13 protein-coding genes are annotated in these 16,621 nt (G+C 68.2%); 12 read left to right on the top strand and 1 reads right to left on the bottom strand.

Features of this window, described 5'->3' with window-relative positions:
* Window positions 1–107: 107 nt before the first annotated feature.
* From AB3X98_RS14990 to AB3X98_RS14950, 9 genes are all read left to right on the top strand, one after another.
* Window positions 108–1,406 carry an MFS transporter gene (locus AB3X98_RS14990; protein ID WP_368606027.1) on the top strand — a complete coding sequence of 433 codons (1,299 nt, stop codon included), beginning with the start codon at window positions 108–110 and terminating at the stop codon, window positions 1,404–1,406.
* 121 nt (window positions 1,407–1,527) lie between these two features.
* Complete coding sequence (locus tag AB3X98_RS14985; protein ID WP_069268602.1) at window positions 1,528–2,196, top strand: TetR/AcrR family transcriptional regulator; 669 nt, start codon at window positions 1,528–1,530, stop codon at window positions 2,194–2,196.
* 335 nt (window positions 2,197–2,531) lie between these two features.
* Window positions 2,532–4,205, top strand: coding sequence for a methyl-accepting chemotaxis protein (locus tag AB3X98_RS14980; protein ID WP_368606018.1), 1,674 nt, complete (start codon window positions 2,532–2,534; stop codon window positions 4,203–4,205).
* Window positions 4,206–4,218: 13 nt separating this feature from the next.
* Window positions 4,219–4,713 carry a chemotaxis protein CheW gene (locus AB3X98_RS14975; protein ID WP_368606019.1) on the top strand — a complete coding sequence of 165 codons (495 nt, stop codon included), beginning with the start codon at window positions 4,219–4,221 and terminating at the stop codon, window positions 4,711–4,713.
* Window positions 4,710–6,185, top strand: coding sequence for a CheR family methyltransferase (locus AB3X98_RS14970; protein ID WP_368606020.1), 1,476 nt, complete (start codon window positions 4,710–4,712; stop codon window positions 6,183–6,185). Before AB3X98_RS14975 ends, AB3X98_RS14970 begins: the two co-directional genes overlap by 4 nt.
* Window positions 6,178–6,870 carry a chemotaxis protein CheW gene (locus AB3X98_RS14965; RefSeq protein WP_368606021.1) on the top strand — a complete coding sequence of 231 codons (693 nt, stop codon included), beginning with the start codon at window positions 6,178–6,180 and terminating at the stop codon, window positions 6,868–6,870. The genes AB3X98_RS14970 and AB3X98_RS14965 overlap by 8 nt, the downstream gene beginning before the upstream one ends.
* The gene (locus tag AB3X98_RS14960) at window positions 6,867–9,161 is read left to right on the top strand and encodes a hybrid sensor histidine kinase/response regulator (RefSeq protein ID WP_368606022.1); all 2,295 of its coding nucleotides are present in this window, start codon (window positions 6,867–6,869) and stop codon (window positions 9,159–9,161) included. The genes AB3X98_RS14965 and AB3X98_RS14960 overlap by 4 nt, the downstream gene beginning before the upstream one ends.
* Complete coding sequence (locus AB3X98_RS14955; RefSeq protein ID WP_069268596.1) at window positions 9,158–10,183, top strand: chemotaxis response regulator protein-glutamate methylesterase; 1,026 nt, start codon at window positions 9,158–9,160, stop codon at window positions 10,181–10,183. Before AB3X98_RS14960 ends, AB3X98_RS14955 begins: the two co-directional genes overlap by 4 nt.
* A 184-nt stretch (window positions 10,184–10,367) precedes the next feature.
* Window positions 10,368–11,366 (top strand): diguanylate cyclase, encoded by a 999-nt coding sequence (locus tag AB3X98_RS14950; RefSeq protein WP_368606028.1) that lies wholly within the window; start codon window positions 10,368–10,370, stop codon window positions 11,364–11,366.
* Between the two features lie 12 nt (window positions 11,367–11,378).
* Here AB3X98_RS14950 and AB3X98_RS14945 read toward each other — a convergent pair whose 3' ends face one another.
* Window positions 11,379–13,433: a hypothetical protein gene (locus AB3X98_RS14945; RefSeq protein ID WP_368606029.1), complete on the bottom strand. Its 2,055-nt coding sequence runs from the start codon at window positions 13,431–13,433 to the stop codon at window positions 11,379–11,381.
* 404 nt (window positions 13,434–13,837) lie between these two features.
* Here AB3X98_RS14945 and AB3X98_RS14940 point away from each other — a divergent pair, with 404 nt between their 5' ends.
* Genes AB3X98_RS14940 through AB3X98_RS14930 form a run of 3 tightly spaced genes read left to right on the top strand, consistent with a single transcriptional unit; the run spans window position 13,838 to window position 15,985 of the window.
* Window positions 13,838–14,569, top strand: coding sequence for a transcriptional regulator (locus tag AB3X98_RS14940; RefSeq protein ID WP_368606023.1), 732 nt, complete (start codon window positions 13,838–13,840; stop codon window positions 14,567–14,569).
* A 55-nt stretch (window positions 14,570–14,624) separates the two neighbouring features.
* The gene (locus tag AB3X98_RS14935; protein ID WP_069268594.1) at window positions 14,625–15,143 is read left to right on the top strand and encodes a sigma-70 family RNA polymerase sigma factor; all 519 of its coding nucleotides are present in this window, start codon (window positions 14,625–14,627) and stop codon (window positions 15,141–15,143) included.
* Window positions 15,140–15,985, top strand: coding sequence for an anti-sigma factor (locus tag AB3X98_RS14930; RefSeq protein WP_069268593.1), 846 nt, complete (start codon window positions 15,140–15,142; stop codon window positions 15,983–15,985). Before AB3X98_RS14935 ends, AB3X98_RS14930 begins: the two co-directional genes overlap by 4 nt.
* The last annotated feature ends 636 nt before the right edge of the window (window positions 15,986–16,621 follow it).

Raw genomic sequence — 16,621 nt, 5'->3', positions numbered from 1 at the left:
GCGCCAACTCCCGTCGACATATCGGAGACGAAGACATGGCACCACCCGTATCCACGGGGCGCGGCGACGCGCCGAACCTTTCCGCAGCCGCCCCCGTCGAGGGCGCGATGCGCCGCTCGAAAGCGCGCTATCGCATCCTGGGCTTGCTGGCCGTCGGCACGATGATCAATTACCTCGATCGCACCGTGCTCGGCATCGCAGCGCCGCAGCTCACCAGGGAACTGGGCATCAACGCGGCGCTCATGGGCCTCGTGTTCTCGGCGTTCTCGTGGAGCTACGTCGTCGCGCAGATTCCGGGCGGCGTGTTCCTCGACCGCTTCGGCAGCAAGTTCACCTACTGGCTCTCGATGACGCTCTGGTCGATGTGCACGCTCGCTCAGGGCTTCATCAGCGGCGTGGGCGCGCTGTTCGCGTGCCGTCTGGGTCTCGGCGCCGCGGAGTCGCCGTGCTTCCCGACCAATAGCCGCGTGGTCGCCACATGGTTCCCGCAAAGCGAGCGCGCATTCGCCACGGGCACCTATACGGTCGGCGAATACATCGGTCTCGCGTTCTTCAGTCCGTTCCTGTTCGCGCTGATGGGGGCGTATGGCTGGCGCTCGCTGTTCTACGTGGTGGGCGGCGTGGGCATCGCGTTCGGCCTCGTGTGGTGGTTCCTGTATCGCGAGCCGCACGAGCACCCCGCGGCCAACCGCGCCGAACTCGACTACATCGAGGCGGGCGGCGGTCTCGCTCGCCACGAACGCAAGGCCGACGCGCAAGCCGCTGCCGGCGAACCGAAAAAGCAGGGTTTCGACTGGCGCATGGCCGGCAAACTGGTGCGCCGCCGTCAGCTCGCGGGCATCTGCCTCGGGCAGTTCGCGGGCAACTCCACGCTCGTGTTCTTCCTCACGTGGTTCCCCACCTATCTCGCCACCGAGCGCCATATGGGCTGGCTCAAGATCGGCTTCTTCGCGATCATGCCGTTCATTGCCGCGTCGATCGGCGTGATGTTCGGCGGCACCTTCTCCGACTGGATGCTGCGCCGCGGCATCTCGGCCAACGTGGCGCGCAAGCTGCCGATCATCGCCGGTCTGCTGCTCGCCTCGACGATCATTCTCGCGAACTTCGTGGACAGCAACGTGGCCGTGATCGCGATCCTCTCGGTGGCGTTCTTCGCCCAAGGGATGGCCGCGCTCGGCTGGACGCTCGTGTCGGATATCGCGCCGGCCGGCATGCTCGGTCTCACCGGCGGCATCTTCAACCTGGCGGCCAATCTCGCGGGCATCATCACGCCGCTGGTGGTGGGGCTGATCGTGGGTGCGACGGGCTCGTTCGTCTGGGCGCTCGTATTCATCGGCGTGATCGCGCTGATCGGCGCGGCCTCGTATATCTTCATCGTGGGCGATATCAAGCGCATCGAGCTGTAAGGCTCGCAGGCCGCCTGCGCGCGGGCTTTCGGCGGGACAGCGGGGCGCGGCACCTTCTATAGGGCCGCGCCCCGCGTGCTAAAATCGCCCGCATTCCTTCCCTGCTGCGGGCCAAAAAAACATGGCAAGACCGGCGGCTTCGGCCGAACGCAACGATGCTCAATCCGAAAGCCGGCGCAAGTACGATCCCGAGCAGACCAGGCGCAATATCCTCGAAGTGGCGACGGCCGAATTCTCGGCCATGGGTCTCGCAGGCGCGCGTGTAGACGCGATCGCCGAACGCACCAACACCACCAAGCGCATGCTGTATTACTACTTCGGCAGCAAGGAAGGGCTGTACGAAGCGGTGCTCGACAAGGTCTACGGCGACATCCGCGCGCTCGAACTGGACCTGCACATCGACGAACTGGACCCTATGGAAGGCCTGCGGCGGCTCGTCGAATTCACCTTCGACTATCACGACCGCCACCGCGACTTCGTGCGCCTCGTGACCATCGAGAACATTCACGGCGCGAAGTACATCGAGCGCCTGAAGACCTTCCGCAGCCGCAACGCCAGCGCGATCCGCACGATCGAAGACCTGCTCGCGCGCGGCGTGGCGAGCGGCGCATTTCGCGAAGACATCGATCCCATCGACCTGCACCTGCTCATCAGCTCGATGTGCTTTCATCGCGTAGGTAACCGCCACACGTTCGGCGCGGCGTTCGGGCGCGACCCCTCGCATCCGCGCTTGCGTGCGCGCCATCGCGAGATGGTCGTCGACGCTACGCTGCGCTTCGTCAAGAAGTAAAGCGCTCCCTGCGCGGCGGCCGCCCCGGCCGCTTTGGCTGTTTCTCGCCCGCCCGCCGATGCGGGACGCATCGCCCACGGCGCGCCCGCGTCCCCGCGCGGCGCTGCGCCGGGCCGCCAAAAGGCCCGGCGAACTCTGCAGATTTATCTCCGAAAGCCCGGCAAGCCCCGTCCTGCGTGGCTGACCGCTAGCATCGCTTGTTCCATAAAAGTGCGCAAACCCATTACACTACGGCGGTCAAGGCCGCCGCGCGCGGCCTCGCCCTGCGCAGCCGCGCCCCGCCTCGCCGGCAGGGCGGTCGCGCCGGTCCACGCCACCGGAGAGTCTTTAGCGCAATGAGCACCGCCATGCCCCGTTCCGGCCGAGCCGGCCTGCCTCGACAGACTCAGGCTCGCTTCACCCTCGGCACACGCATCGTCCTCAGCTTCGGCTTGCTGTTCGTGCTCATGCTCGCGATGGCCGCGATCTCGTGGGACCGCCTGCGCGCCATCGACAGCGAGGCGATGAGCCTCACGAGCGATTCGGTGCCGGGCCTGTTCTACGCGACCTCGCTGCGCGCGGCGGCCAACCAGACCTATAGCCTCGTCGAACGCGCGGCCTTCGTCGATGCCGACCCGGAAAGCGTGGCCCGCGACCTGTCGGGCCTGCCCGCTGCCTTGGCGCGGGTCGAGGAGACCGCACGGCAGTATGAACACACGCTTTTTCGCAGCGACGACCGCGAGCGCTTCCAGCGCTTTCGCGACGCTTACGCGCGCTATTTGCCGCTAGCGAAGGCGGTAGCGAGCCAGCTGCCCGCCTCGCGCCCCGCCGCGCAGGCCGCGTTTGCGCAGATCGGCCCGGCGTGGCAGGAGGTGCTCGCCACGGCCAACACGCTCGTCGACGAAAACCGTCAGCAGGCCGACGAGTCCGCCCAGACCATCCGCAACTCGGTCACGGGCACGGAGTTCACGCTTGCCGCGGCGCTGGGCGTCGTGCTGCTCGCGGCGCTCGCCACGGGCTATGCGCTGTATCGCGCGATTACGGTGCCGATGGCGCGCCTCGTGGATGTGCACGACTCCATGCGCACCGGCAACCTCTCGCAGCGCCTCGCGCTAAACCGCACCGACGAATTCGGCGTGCTCGAAGACGGCTTCAACCGAATGAGCGACGAACTGGCCAGCCTCGTCGCCCAGGCGCAAAAGTCGTCGCTGCAGGTCTCGACCTCGGTGGCCGAAGTGGCCGCGACGTCGAAAGAGCAGCAGGCCACCGCGAGCGAGACGGCCGCCACCACGACCGAGATCGGCGCGACCTCGCGCGAGATTTTCGCCACGGCGCGCGACCTCGTGCGCACCATGAGCGAGGTGGCGACAGTGGCCGAGCAGTCGGCCGGGCTCGCCAGCACGAGCCAGAGCGGCCTCACCCACATGGAAGACACCATGCGCAGCGTGATGGAAGCGGCGGGCTCGGTGAACGCCAAGCTCGCCATCCTCAACGAGAAGGCCGTGAGCATCAATCAGGTCGTGGCGACGATCACGAAGGTGGCCGACCAGACCAATCTGCTTTCGCTGAACGCGGCGATCGAAGCGGAGAAGGCGGGCGAGTACGGGCGCGGCTTCTCCGTGGTCGCGACTGAAATCCGCCGCCTCGCCGACCAGACTGCCGTCGCGACTTACGACATCGAGCAGACCGTGAAAGAGATCCAGTCAGCGGTTTCGGCGGGCGTGATGGGCATGGACAAGTTCGCGGAGGAAGTACGGCGCGGCATGCACGACGTGCAGGCCGTGGGCGCGCAGCTTTCGCAGATTATCGGCGCGGTGCAGACGCTCGCGCCGCGCTTCCAGGTGGTGAACGACGGCATGCAGGCGCAGGCCACGAGCGCCGAGCAGATCACCCAGGCGCTCACGCAGCTTTCCGAAGCCGCCCAGCAAACGGCGGAGTCGCTGCGCCAGTCCTCGCAGGCCATCGACAATCTCACGCTCGTCGCCAACGAACTGCGCACCGGCGTGTCGCGGTTCAGGATCGAGGCGTGACGCGGGAGCGGCGATGCTCTTCCTGGTGTTCGAACTGGACGGCGAGCGTTACGCGCTCGATGCCCGCGAGATTGCGCACGTGCTGCCGCTCGCGCCCGTGCGCGCGTTTCCGGGCACGCCCGCGTATATCGCCGGCGTGATCGACTACGAGGGCGCGCCCGTGCCCGTGGTCGATCTGCCGATGCTCGCGCTCGGGCGGCCTGCGCGCACGCTCATGTCCACGCGGCTCGTGCTCGTGTATGACGGTGGCGCCGCGACCGGCGCCGCTGCCGCTCATGCGCCGCCGCGCCGCCTCGCGCTGCTGCTCGAAAGCGCGACGCGCACACAGTCGATTGCGCCCGAGCGCTTTGCCGAAGGCGGCATTGCCACGCCCGAGGCGCGCTGGCTCGGGCCCGTCGCGCGCGACGAGCGCGGCTTCGTGCAGTGGGTGAAAGTCGCCCAGCTGCTCGATGCGCGCGTGCGCGCGCTGCTCTTTCCCGATCCGCCTTCGCGGCAAGGCGCCCCATGAGACAGGCCGACCCGCGCTTTGCCGGCTGGCTGCTCGAGGAAACCGGCATCGACGCCGAATCGCTGGGCGCCAACGCGCTCGCCCGCGCGGTGGGCTCTCGGGCGGCAGTGACGCTCGAGGTTCACGCGGACCTGCATCCGGCCGACACGCGCAAGGAGTGGATGAGCGGCGCCGCGCTGCCCGACTGGGCGCGCGAAGCCTACTGGCAGCGTCTCACGACCACGCCTGCCGAGCGCCAGGCGCTGATCGATTCGCTCGTGGTGCCCGAGACCTGGTTCTTTCGCGAGCGCGAGGCCTTCGCCGCGCTCGCGCGCCTCGGCACGAAGCGGCTGGCCGCGCAGCCCGGCGACGTGCTGCGCGTGCTGAGTGCGCCGTGCTCGAGCGGCGAGGAGCCGTACTCGGCGGCCATGGCGCTGCTCGACGCGGGCCTCGCGCACGAGCAGTTCGCCATCGACGCGATCGACATCAGCGGCCAGTCGATTGCGGCGGCCGCGCGCGGCGTGTATGGCCGCAACGCGTTTCGGGGCGACGGCCTCGCGTTTCGCGACCGCTATTTCGAGGCGGCGCCGGACGGATGGCGTATCGCCGCGACGGTGCGCCGCGCCGTGACCTTCGAGCGCGCGAACCTGTTCGAATGGCTCGCGCCGCACCCGGTGCGCTACGACTTCATTTTTTGCCGCAACGTGCTCATCTATTTCGACCGCGCCTCGCAGGACCGCGCCATCGACCTGCTGCGTGCGCGCCTCTCGGCGGGCGGCATGATCTTCGTCGGACCGGCGGAAACGGGGCTGATGATGCGCCATGAGATGGTGTCCGCCTATATTCCGCTCGCGTTCGGTTTTCGCGCGCCGGAACCCGGCGCGACGGCGGATCATCAACATCCGGCGAGCCCGGCGGCCGCCGTGCCGCCTGCGCTCACGCCGCTGCCGGTAATTGCCGCCACGGCAGCGGCGCCCGCATTCGGCAGCGCGCCGGTGTTTGCACCATTGGACGCGCCGCTGGCCGCGGCAGCGCGCGGGTCCGCGCCGTCGCGGCTCTCGCTGCGGCCCTTGCACGTCGCGCCGGCTCCGCGCGCGGCGGCCGTGATGAACGCCCACGCGGCGGACGGGCCGTCCATTGGGGCGCCCGAAGCCGCGCTTGCCGACGCGCGTCGTCTCGCGGATGCCGGCGCGCTCGACGAGGCCGAACGTCTCGCCACGCAAGCGGCGCAGGCGTTGACGCAGAACGCGGGCACCTGGTACCTGCTAGGCCTGATCGCCGATGCGCAGGGCCGCGCAGCCGCGGCGCTCGCGCACTATCGCAAGGCCATCTATCTGGAGCCTTCGCACTATGAAGCGCTCACGCATCTGGCGGCGCTGCTCGAAGTGCAGGGCGATGCCGAAGGCGCGCGCCGGCTGATGCGCCGTGCACAGCGCGCCGCACAGGAAGTCGCACAGCGTGCCGAACCGGACGCAGGAGGCTCCCATGCCTGAGCGCGAACTGGAGCAAGACCGCGCGCAGGACCTCGTGCCGACGTCGCAACTGCCCGAGCAGTGCTGGAAAGTCATCGGCACGCTGGGCGACAACTCGTGCCCGCGCCTCGAAACGTGCGTGCGCTGCCTGAATTGCCCGGTATTCGAAGAAGCGGCGGCGCGCATGCTCGACCGTCCCGCGCCGCTTGCGCCAACCGCGCTTGTGCTCGAACGCGCGCCCGAGTCTGTGGACACGCGCACGCGCGAGGCGGGCTCGCTCGTGTTTCGCGTGGGCGGCGAGTGGCTCGCGCTGCCCGCTACCGCGCTGCGCCAGGTGCACGAGGCGCGCGCCATCCACACGCTGCCGCACCGGCGCAGCGCCGCCGTGCTGGGCGTCGTGAACGTGCGCGGCGTGCTCACGCTCGCGGTATCGCTGGCCGCGCTGCTGCGTATCGATGGCGCACCGTCGCGCGCCGCCACGCCGCGCCTGCTCGTGACCGAATGGGCGGGCGCAACGACGGCGTTTCCCGTCGATGCCGTGGAGGGCGTCGTGAACTTCGGCGCCGACGCGCTCCTGCCCGCGCCCGCCACGCTCGCGCAGTCGGCCGGGCGGCACGTGCGCGGCGTGACGCACTGGCGCGGGCGTTCGGTGGGCGTGCTCGATGCCGAGGTGCTATTCGATGCGCTTGCAAGGAGTTTGCGATGAGCGACGACGAACTGAGCCGCCGCTCGCTGCTCGACCTCTTCCATGAGGAGGCCGCTGCGCAGACGCGCACGCTTTCCGCGGGCCTGCTCGCGCTGGAGTCCGCACCCGAAGATGCCGCCACGCTGGAAGCCTGCATGCGCGCGACGCACTCGCTCAAGGGCGCCGCGCGCATCGTCGGGCTGCCCGAGGCGGTCGAGGTGGCGAGCGCGATGGAGGATTGCTTCGTGGCCGCGCAGCGCGGCGAGTTGCGCATCGACGCCGCGCGCATCGATGCACTGCTCGTCGGCATCGATTTGCTGAGCGCGGCAGGCGATGCCGACGCGCCGCCGCTTTCGCACGAGGCGGTCGTGGCGTTCGCGGCGCGCCTTCAGGGTGGGGCGCAGGCCAGCGTGTCCAACACCACCGCCGAAAGTGCGCCCGAAACCGACGACCTTGCCGCGCTGGCGGCGTCACTGCGTCTGCCCGAGCCGGAGCGTGAGGCGGTGGCGTCCACCGACGTCGAACCCGCGCCACTCGCGCAACCCCTGCCACCCCGCTCAGCCGACGCCGAGCGCATGCTGCGCGTGCGCGCCGGCACGCTCGACCGCTTGCTCGGCTTCGCGGGCGAATCGCTGGTGGAGTCGCGCCGCATGCGGCCGTTCGCGGAAGGGCTCTTGCGCACGCGCCGCGCGCAGGGCGACGTGCTCGCGGCGCTGGGCCAGTTCCAGGAGCGCCACGGGGATGCGCTCGACGTCGACGCGCGCGACGCACTCGCGGAAATACGCCATGCGGTTGCGTCGCTCGATCGTCAGCTATCCGAACGATTCGACGACGTCGATCGCATCGACCGGCGCGGCACGCAACTCGCGCAGCGCCTCTACGACGAGGCCCTGCAGTGTCGCATGCGGCCGTTCGGCGACACGGCGCACACCTATCCGCGCGTGGTGCGCGATCTTGCGCGCTCGCTTGGCAAGCGCGTGCGCTTCACGATTGCCGGCGAGTCGACGCAAGTAGACCGCGACATCCTCGAAATGCTCGACGCGCCGCTCGGCCACCTGCTGCGCAACGCGCTCGACCACGGTATCGAGGACCCCGAAACGAGACAGCGCGCGGGCAAGCCGGAAGAGGCGAGCCTCACGCTCGAAGCGCACCATAGCGCCGGCAAGCTGCTGATCGCCGTGGCCGACGACGGCGCGGGCATCGATCTCGACGCACTGCGCGCGAGCATCGCCGCGCGCTCGCTCGCGCAGCCCCAGGCCGTGGCCGCGATGTCCGACGCCGAGTTGTTCGACTTCCTGCTGCTGCCGGGCTTTTCGCTGCGCGACACCGTCACTGACGTGTCGGGCCGCGGCGTCGGCCTCGACGCCGTGCAGAACTTCGCGAAGGCCGTGCGCGGCACGGTGCGCATCGAGAGCGCGGCGGGGCAGGGCACGCGCTTCGTGCTGCAGTTGCCGCTCACGCTTTCGGTGGTGCGCAGCCTGATCGTCGAGGTCGCGGGCGAAGCCTATGCGTTCCCGCTCGCGCACGTGCGCCGCGCGCTCAGCGTGCCGCGCAGCACGATCGAGATGCTCGAAGGCCAGCAGCACATTGCCTTCGAAGGGCGGCCCGTGGGGCTCGTGACCGCGCGCCAGCTGCTCGGCGCGGGTGCCGAAGCCACGACCACGGAAGACCTCAACGTCGTGCTGGTGGGCAGCGAGGCGGGCCTCTATGGCGTGGCCGTGGACCGTTTCGCGGGCGAGCGCACGCTCGCCGTGCAGCCGCTCGACGTGCGTCTGGGCAAGGTGCGCAATGTCTCGGCAGCGGCGCTGCTCGACGACGGCGAGGTCGCGCTGATCGTCGACGTGGAGGACATCGTGACGTCGGTCGCGCGTCTCGTGCGCGATGGCCAGCTCGCGGGCGTGGCGCGCGGCGGCGCACACGACGGGGCGCGCGCACGCAAGCGCATTCTCGTTGTCGAGGACTCCTTGACGGTGCGGGAGCTGGAGCGCAAGCTGCTCGAAAAACGCGGCTACGACGTCACGGTGGCGGTGGACGGCATGGACGGCTGGAGCACCCTGCGCAACGCGCACTTCGACCTCGTCATCACCGACGTCGACATGCCGCGCATGGACGGCATCGAACTCGTCACGATGATCAAGGGCGACGCGATGCATCGCAACGTGCCGGTGATGATCGTCTCGTACAAGGATCGTGAAGACGACCGGCGGCGCGGCCTCGACGCGGGCGCCGACTACTATCTGACCAAGGGCAGCTTCCACGACGAAGCGCTGCTCGACGCGGTGAACGACCTGATCGGAGAGGCGACGGGATGAAAATCGGTATCGCCAACGACATGCCGCTAGCAGTCGAGGCGCTGCGCCAGGCCATCGCGACGCGGCCAGGCCATCGCGTGGTGTGGGTCGCCGCGAACGGCGAGGACGCGGTGCAGTTCTGCGCGGCACAGGTGCCCGACGTGATCCTCATGGATCTCGTGATGCCGAAGGTCGATGGCGTAGAGGCCACGCGGCAAATCATGGCGCGCTCGCCGTGCCCAATCCTGATCGTGACGAGCAGCGTGGGCGCGAACGCCTGGCGCGTGTACGAGGCAATGGGCGCGGGCGCGCTCGATGCTGTCGATACTCCCACGCTCGCCGGGCCCGACACGCGCCGCACCATGGACCTGCTGCTCGCGAAAATCGAGCAGATCGGGCGCGTGTCGGGCGCGCTCGATCTCGCCGCACGCGCGCCGGCGTTCACCGCTTCGGGCATGCCGAAAGCGCCGCTCATTGCGATCGGCGCCTCGGCGGGCGGCCCCAGCGCGCTCGCCACCGTGCTCGCTGCGCTGCCCGCCGGTTTCGGCGCGAGCGTCGTGATCGTGCAGCACGTGGACCAGTCGTTCGCCGCGGGCATGGCCGCCTGGCTCGACGGCCAGACGCCGCTCACGGTGCGCATCGCGCTTGAGGGCGAGCAGCCTGAGCCCGGCTGCGTACTGCTCGCCGCGACCAACGATCATCTGCGCATGACAGCGGGCGGCAAGCTGGCTTACACTCGCGAGCCGGCCGACACACCCTACCGTCCCTCCGTCGACACGTTCTTTCACAGCCTCGTCGAGCGCTGGACGGGCGAGGCGATTGGCGTGCTGCTCACGGGCATGGGACGCGACGGGGCGATCGGCCTGAAGGCGATGCGCGCCAAGGGCTGGCACACCATCGCCCAGGACGAGGCGACGAGCGCCGTATACGGCATGCCCAAAGCGGCGGCGGCGCTCTTCGCCGCGCGCGCGATCCTGCCGCTCGACGCCATTGCCGCCGAGCTTGCGAGCCGGGTGAAACTCCCGCATCAACCTGCCGGCTAGATGCCAGCCATCACGAGACGCGACCGATATCATGACCGAGAAGTCCAATCTTCCAACCAGCGCAAACGTTGCAGACAGCATCGGGCCGGACGTCGGCATCGACGCGGATCTCGACCCCGGCAGCGCCGACGACGCTTCGCTCGCCGTCGCGCTGGAGGCCGTGCGCAGCGCGCTGGAGCAAACGATGCCCACCGCCGACATGCCGATGATGGTGCTGCTGGTGGACGACCAGGCGATCGTGGCGGAGGCGGTGCGCCGGGCGCTCGCCAGCGAACGCGAGATCGACTTCCACTATTGCGCGCATCCCGACCAGGCCGTGCGCACGGCCGAGGAAGTGCGCCCGACCGTGATCCTGCAGGACCTCGTGATGCCGGGCACCGACGGCCTCACGCTCGTGCGCGCCTACCGCGCGAACGAAGCGACACGCGACGTGCCGATCATCGTGCTCTCCACCAAGGAAGAACCCGCCATCAAGAGCGCGGCGTTCGCATCGGGGGCCAACGATTACCTCGTCAAGCTGCCGGACAGCGTCGAGCTGATCGCACGCGTGAAATATCATTCGCGATCCTACGTAAACATGCTCCAGCGCGACGAGGCCTATCGCGCGCTGCGCCGCTCGCAGCAGGAACTGCTCCGCGCGAACCTCGAACTGCGCCGCCTGACGCATTCGGATGGCCTGACCGGCCTCTCGAACCGGCGCTACCTGGACGAATTCCTGAGCGCCGAGTGGAAGCGGGCGGAGCGCGAGCGCACCGAAGTGTCGCTGCTGATGATCGACGTGGACTACTTCAAACCCTATAACGACACCTACGGCCACGTGGCGGGCGACAACGTGCTGCGCTCGGTGGCGACGACGATCCGCCGCGAGATACGTCAGCCGCGCGACCTCGTGGCGCGCTTCGGCGGCGAAGAGTTCGCCGTGGTGCTGCCGGGCACGGGCAGCGCGGGCGCGCGGCTGCTCGCCGAGAAAATGCGCCGCGACGTGGTGGGACTCGCGTTGCCGCACGTGGGTTCAGCCGTGAGCGAGCACCTCACGATCAGCATTGGCGTGGCGACGCTCACGCCCGCGCCGGGGCTCGCGGAGACGGCGCTGATCGAGGAAGCCGACGCCGCGCTTTACCGCGCAAAGCGCGATGGCCGCAATCGCGTGGCGTTTTCCACGCACGTGTCGGGGCGGCCGTAAAGGCGCAGCGCCTCAACCCGGCGTCCAGTCGTACATCAGGATCTTGGCGCGCGCGTCGTCCTCCACGAGCACCACGTAATCGCCGTTATCGCGCTGCGCGGCGCTCATGCCCATATAGATGTCCACCCACCCGCTCGTGTTGCCCACGTTCGCACCGGGCGTCATCGAGCCGACGATCTGGCCGCTGCGCGCGTCGTATACGTCGACCTTCTGCGTGTAGAGCTCCGCGATGAACACATAGTTGCCGGCCACGGCGATTCCGACCGTTGTCACTTGCGGGCTGCTGCCCGTGTTCCAGGGCAACGACGCCTGCCACGTGAGCGTGGGCGAACCGCTCGACCAGTTGTCGTAACGCGCGAGCACGGGCCCGGCTTCCTTCCAGTGCGACGCATCCCACGGAATGTTCGCGGTGAAGCCGGTGATGTACATCGTGTCGGTTTCGGCCACGTAGACGATCCGTGCGATGCGGTTGAACGGCGCCGGCATCGGGAACATCTTCGACGATGCATAGCTGTACTGCGGATTCCCCTGTGCGTCGAGCCCTTGCATCGGCATCTCGCGAATTCCCGAAAGCGGCGTGGCGAGCCACACGTTGCCGGGCGTGTCCACCCACCAGTAGCCGTTGCCGACGGTCGCGCCCGTCGAGGGGTTCGAGGTGATCTCGCTCGCGTCCACGTGGCCGTCGCCGTTCGCGTCGCGCCACATCCACTCGCCGTAGGTCGGCTGGCCGGCGGGCCAGTTGCCCGGCATCGGATTCTGGGCGAGCAGGCCCGAGGGAATCGCGACTTCGCCATCGGTCGCGCTCGAGAAGCGGTAGATGTTCAGGTAGTGCGCGTACTGGTCGAGCGTATAGAGGAATGGCTGGCCGTTGAAGCGCCGCACCATCGGCGAGCCGCGCACGCCGCGCGTGGAGTGCAGCGCGGGATCGTCGGGATACGCGAAGCGGTTGAGCGTGAAGCCCGCATAGGTCCATTGCTTGCCGGACACCTGGCTGTAGTCGAGCGTGAAGCGCTTCGAGCCGGTGAAGACGTTGGCGGTGTTGGCGGGGTCGAAGGCGGCGGCATCGACGAAGGTCAGGCCGTCGAGGCGCCAGCCCAGCGTGCGCGTGCCCATCGCGTAGCTCTCGAGCACCGCTCCCTGGCCGACCAGCGCGGTGCCGTACGGTCGCGGCCCCTGGCCGTTCTGCGCGACGTACAGGTTGCCCGCCTGGTCGTAACCGATGCTGGTGATGCCGTTGAAGCGCCAGTCGCCGGGCGCGCCCTCCACGACGTGGAAGATGCCCTGGCGCGTGCCCAGCGTGCCCGCGGCCGCCAACTGGCCGCTCGACGAGCGGGCGTAAAGCAGAATCTGCTGCGAAGGGCCGTTGTCGGCAATCGAGAGCTGGCCGGAAGGCGCGAAGGCGAGATCGGTCGGCACGGTGCCCGCAGGCAGCACGGGTGCATCGTTGAGCGCGGTGCCGTCCTTGCGGTAGTGACCGATGCTCGGGCCGTTCGCGTCCTGCATGCCCTGGATCACCCAGAGCGTGCCGTCCGTGGCCAGCGCAATGCGGCCCGGCGTCGGCACGGTGAAAGCACGCAGCTGACGCATGGTTTGCGCGTCGTAGACCACGATGCGGTTGTCCGCGGTATCGGCAACGTACAGTTCGGCGTCGGTGGCGGCGAGGCCGCGCACGGCGCCGTCGCTGCTGCTCGGGGCGGCGAGCACGCGCAGGAAGCTGTTTTTCGTCGCGTTCGCGCTGTTGCCGATGCCGCTCGCGAACGGCGCGCCCTGCGCCACGTTCGAGCGCAGCCGGCGCGTCACGCCGAACCAGGTCTGGTTGGCGGGCGGATAGTCCGCGCCCACGAGAGCATTGCTCTGGTTGCCGATCGACATCGCGGCATAGACATAGGTGCTGTTCGCCGCGATGGCGTCGCCGCCCGCATTGCCCCAGCCATGCGTGTTGCCGGCCACGGCGAGCTTGTCGCCGCCGCGGTAGACGCCGATCTCGCTGCCGCTTTCGTCCCAGGGCGCGTTCGCGTAGACGGTGCCGTCGGGCGCGACGGCGATGGCCTGTACGTCCTGCTGCATCCACTTGCCGTCGCCGAAACCGAAGCTGTTGCCGATCCAGGACGTGGTGTAGTTGAGCGTGCTTTGCGCGACGCTGGGTTGAATGGCGAGACCTTGCAGCGCTACCGACAAGGCAATGAGGCGAGCAGCATTTTTCACTTGAATTCCCGTCAATTACGAACATGCCGCAGGATGCGCGGCAGTTGGGCGTGATGCTCGCATGCGCTTTTAAGGAAATAATTCAAATATTATTCAATGCGGGTAATGTGGCGTTTTTTTATGCGGATGCGATGAATGGCCCGCCCGCGGGGCGCAAAGTCGCTCGAGCGCCACGCAAAAGGGGAATTTCGCCGCCTGCTGGAATAATCCGGTCTCGCCGCGCGTTAGCCCCCGCATCGCCACCTAATCAACGTCGATTCACGATCATGAAGTTTCGCGGGCCGCTCGATGAGCCGCCGGTTTCCGAAGCCGATATCCAGGCCTATAGCGACGGCACGCTTGCCGGCGCGCAGGCGGCGCACGTGCGGCGTTACCTCGCCGGCAAGCCCGGCGAATGGCATCGCATCCTGTTCTACCGGCGTCTGAACGCCCAGATCCGCGATGCTTACCCGGCCCGGCCCGCGCAGACGCCGCACTCGCGCGCCGCGCCAGCCCGGAGCAGGCGGGCGTTGCGCTACGCTATCGCTCTCGCGGCTGCGCTGGCGTTGGCGGGTGCCGCAGTGGCGTGGATCGGCGTGACGGAGCCGTCGCAACAAGTGCTGAACAACGCTGCGGTGATGGCGCTGATGGAAGCCGAAAACGGGCAGCCGGAGGCGCTGGAAGCGGGCGCGGCGCGTGCGCCGTTCGATTTCGGCGCGGCGGGCCTGCATTTTCTCGGCGGTGGCGAAGTGCGGGTTGGCCCGTTTGCGAGTGCGCAGCGCTATGTGTACGAGAACAACCAGGGCGAGCGCGTGGTGCTGCTCGCGAGCCGGGCGTGGCTGGCCGGCGCGGCCCCGCAGTGGAGCGCACACCGCGCGGGGCCGCTGCGGCTCCTGATGTGGCGCGAGCACGGCACGCGCTGGGTGCTCGCGGGCAACGCCCAAACGCGCGGCTTGATGCGCGCGGCGGACCTCGCGACGCTCGCCGCGCAGCCGGCGCGCGAAGGCGAAGGATCGTGAACCCGCCCGAGGATGCAAACCGCGCAATGACCCTTGCGGCAATCCAGGATGAAACATGGACATCCGTGACGAGCTGATAGAACACGTGCCGCGCCTGCGACGCTACGCGCGCGCGCTGATCAACAACCGCGAGCTTGCCGACGACCTCGTGCAGGACACGCTCGAGCGCGCCATCGCCCGCACGGAGTTGTTCCGTTCGGGCACCGATCTGCGCGCCTGGCTCTTCACGATCATGCACAACCTGTTCGTGAACCAGGTGCGCAAGTCGGCGGCACGCGGGGCCCACGTTTCCGTCGACGACGACAGCGTCCCCGAAACCGACTACGCCGTGCCCGCCGCGCAGACGGGTGCGCTCGAAGTACGGGATCTGGACTTTGCGCTGCAGCGTCTGCCCGTGGAGCAGCGCGAGGTGGTGCTTCTGGTAGGACTGGAGGAGATGAGTTACGCCGATGTCGCATTGGCGCTCGACATACCGATCGGCACGGTCATGTCGCGTCTGTCGAGGGGACGTGAGCGCTTGCGGGCGCTCATGGCCGGTTCCGTCCCGCGTGCGAATCTGAAGGTGGTGCGATGAGCGAGCAACAAAATCCAGTCACGCAAGACGAGATCCACGCCTACGTGGACGGCACGCTTTCCGAGGCGCGTCGCGCCGACGTGGAGCGCGAGCTCGAGCGCAACCCCGAGCTTGCCGCGCGCGCGAGCGACTTCTTCGCGCTGAACAATCTGCTGCACGAGCGTTACGACCGCGTGCTCAACGAGCCGCTGCCTGCGCGCCTGCGCGTGGCCGCCCCTGAGCCCGCGCAGCAAGCGGTGCGAAATGCGCGCCCGGCGGCAAACTGGCCGCGCTTCGCGGGCCTCGCGGCGGCGCTCGTGCTGGGCGTGGGCATCGGGTGGGGCATGCATTACGGCATGAGCGGCACGGGCGGACCCGCAGGCGCGGCTGGCGGCGGCGAACTGCGCGCGGTGAGCGCGGATGGCACCATGCGCTTTGCGCAGCAAGCGGCGCTTGCGCACGTGGTCTACATGCCGACGGTGGCGCGTCCCGACACGATGGACGACAGTCAGGAGCAGGACTTCGTGAAGTGGCTCGCGAACCGGCTCGGCACCAACGTGCGCGCGCCGATGCTCTCGAAGAGCGGGTTCGAGCTTTCGGGTGGGCGGTTGTTGCCGGCCGACGACGGCGGTGAAGTCGCGCAGTTCATGTATCACAATGCGCGTGGCGAGCGGGTGACGCTGTGTATCTCGCACCGCAAGGCGAGCGCCAATACCACCGCGTTCAAGCTTTATCAGGATGGGCCTGTGAATGTGTTTTATTGGGTGGATGGCGACTTTGGGTATGCGCTTTCCGGGGGGATCGATCGTAAGGCGTTGCTGCAGCTTGCGCATGATGTTTATGCGCAGCTGACGCCGCGGTGAGGGTTGATTTTTTGTGGTTGTTCCTGGCCGGGTTGGCCTTTCCTTGTTTTCGCGTCGGTGTGCATGCGTTGCCCCTGTGCGGGGCGGCACCTACTTTCTTTGCAGCGGCAAAGAAAGTAGGCAAAGAAAGCCGCTCAAACCGCTAATGCCTGCCACGGTTCACATCGCGCCGCTAACGGTGAATGGCTCCGGAGCGTCTGTCACTCCGCACCTTCAAAGTTGGTGACAAGGCAGTCATCCTTCCGGCGGCGCTCCGCGCGCCGAAGGGCATAACCGAAACCATTGGTGCGCGTGCATCCTCGCCGAGGCTGACAGCGCCCCTGGTTTCCCATGCAGCCCCAACCGCAGCGCGCGTAGCGAGCAGCGGGATGAATGACTGCCTTGTCACTCACTTTGGTGGTGCGAGGTGACAGACGCTCCGGAGCCATTCACCGTTAGCGGCGCGATGTGAACTGTGGCAGGCATTAGCGGTTTGAGCCGCTTTCTTTTGCCTACTTTTCTTTGCGGCTGTGTATGGACCGGAGACATGGGTAACAGGTGTGCGGGGACATGGGTAACACATGATCCGCTCATTCGGGATGGTCCAGGTTGATGGTTCCGAAATGATGATGCAGGAAAAACAGGTCATAGCGGTTG

The sequence above is a fragment of the Paraburkholderia sp. BR14312 genome (assembly GCF_040948675.1).
Taxonomy (GTDB): domain Bacteria; phylum Pseudomonadota; class Gammaproteobacteria; order Burkholderiales; family Burkholderiaceae; genus Paraburkholderia; species Paraburkholderia nodosa_A.
The sequence above is the reverse complement of the archived record's forward strand: the minus strand, read 5'-3'. Positions and strand labels throughout refer to the sequence as shown.

Bases quoted from the DNA above. Each gene is read 5' to 3' on its own strand.
- AB3X98_RS14990 (WP_368606027.1), top strand. From the start codon at position 108: ATGCGCCGCTCGAAAGCGCGCTATCGCATCCTGGGCTTGCTGGCCGTC.
- AB3X98_RS14985 (WP_069268602.1), top strand. From the start codon at position 1,528: ATGGCAAGACCGGCGGCTTCGGCCGAACGCAACGATGCTCAATCCGAA.
- AB3X98_RS14980 (WP_368606018.1), top strand. From the start codon at position 2,532: ATGAGCACCGCCATGCCCCGTTCCGGCCGAGCCGGCCTGCCTCGACAG.
- AB3X98_RS14975 (WP_368606019.1), top strand. From the start codon at position 4,219: ATGCTCTTCCTGGTGTTCGAACTGGACGGCGAGCGTTACGCGCTCGAT.
- AB3X98_RS14970 (WP_368606020.1), top strand. From the start codon at position 4,710: ATGAGACAGGCCGACCCGCGCTTTGCCGGCTGGCTGCTCGAGGAAACC.
- AB3X98_RS14965 (WP_368606021.1), top strand. From the start codon at position 6,178: ATGCCTGAGCGCGAACTGGAGCAAGACCGCGCGCAGGACCTCGTGCCG.
- AB3X98_RS14960 (WP_368606022.1), top strand. From the start codon at position 6,867: ATGAGCGACGACGAACTGAGCCGCCGCTCGCTGCTCGACCTCTTCCAT.
- AB3X98_RS14955 (WP_069268596.1), top strand. From the start codon at position 9,158: ATGAAAATCGGTATCGCCAACGACATGCCGCTAGCAGTCGAGGCGCTG.
- AB3X98_RS14950 (WP_368606028.1), top strand. From the start codon at position 10,368: ATGCCCACCGCCGACATGCCGATGATGGTGCTGCTGGTGGACGACCAG.
- AB3X98_RS14945 (WP_368606029.1), bottom strand. From the start codon at position 13,433: ATGCAGCAGGACGTACAGGCCATCGCCGTCGCGCCCGACGGCACCGTC.
- AB3X98_RS14940 (WP_368606023.1), top strand. From the start codon at position 13,838: ATGAAGTTTCGCGGGCCGCTCGATGAGCCGCCGGTTTCCGAAGCCGAT.
- AB3X98_RS14935 (WP_069268594.1), top strand. From the start codon at position 14,625: ATGGACATCCGTGACGAGCTGATAGAACACGTGCCGCGCCTGCGACGC.
- AB3X98_RS14930 (WP_069268593.1), top strand. From the start codon at position 15,140: ATGAGCGAGCAACAAAATCCAGTCACGCAAGACGAGATCCACGCCTAC.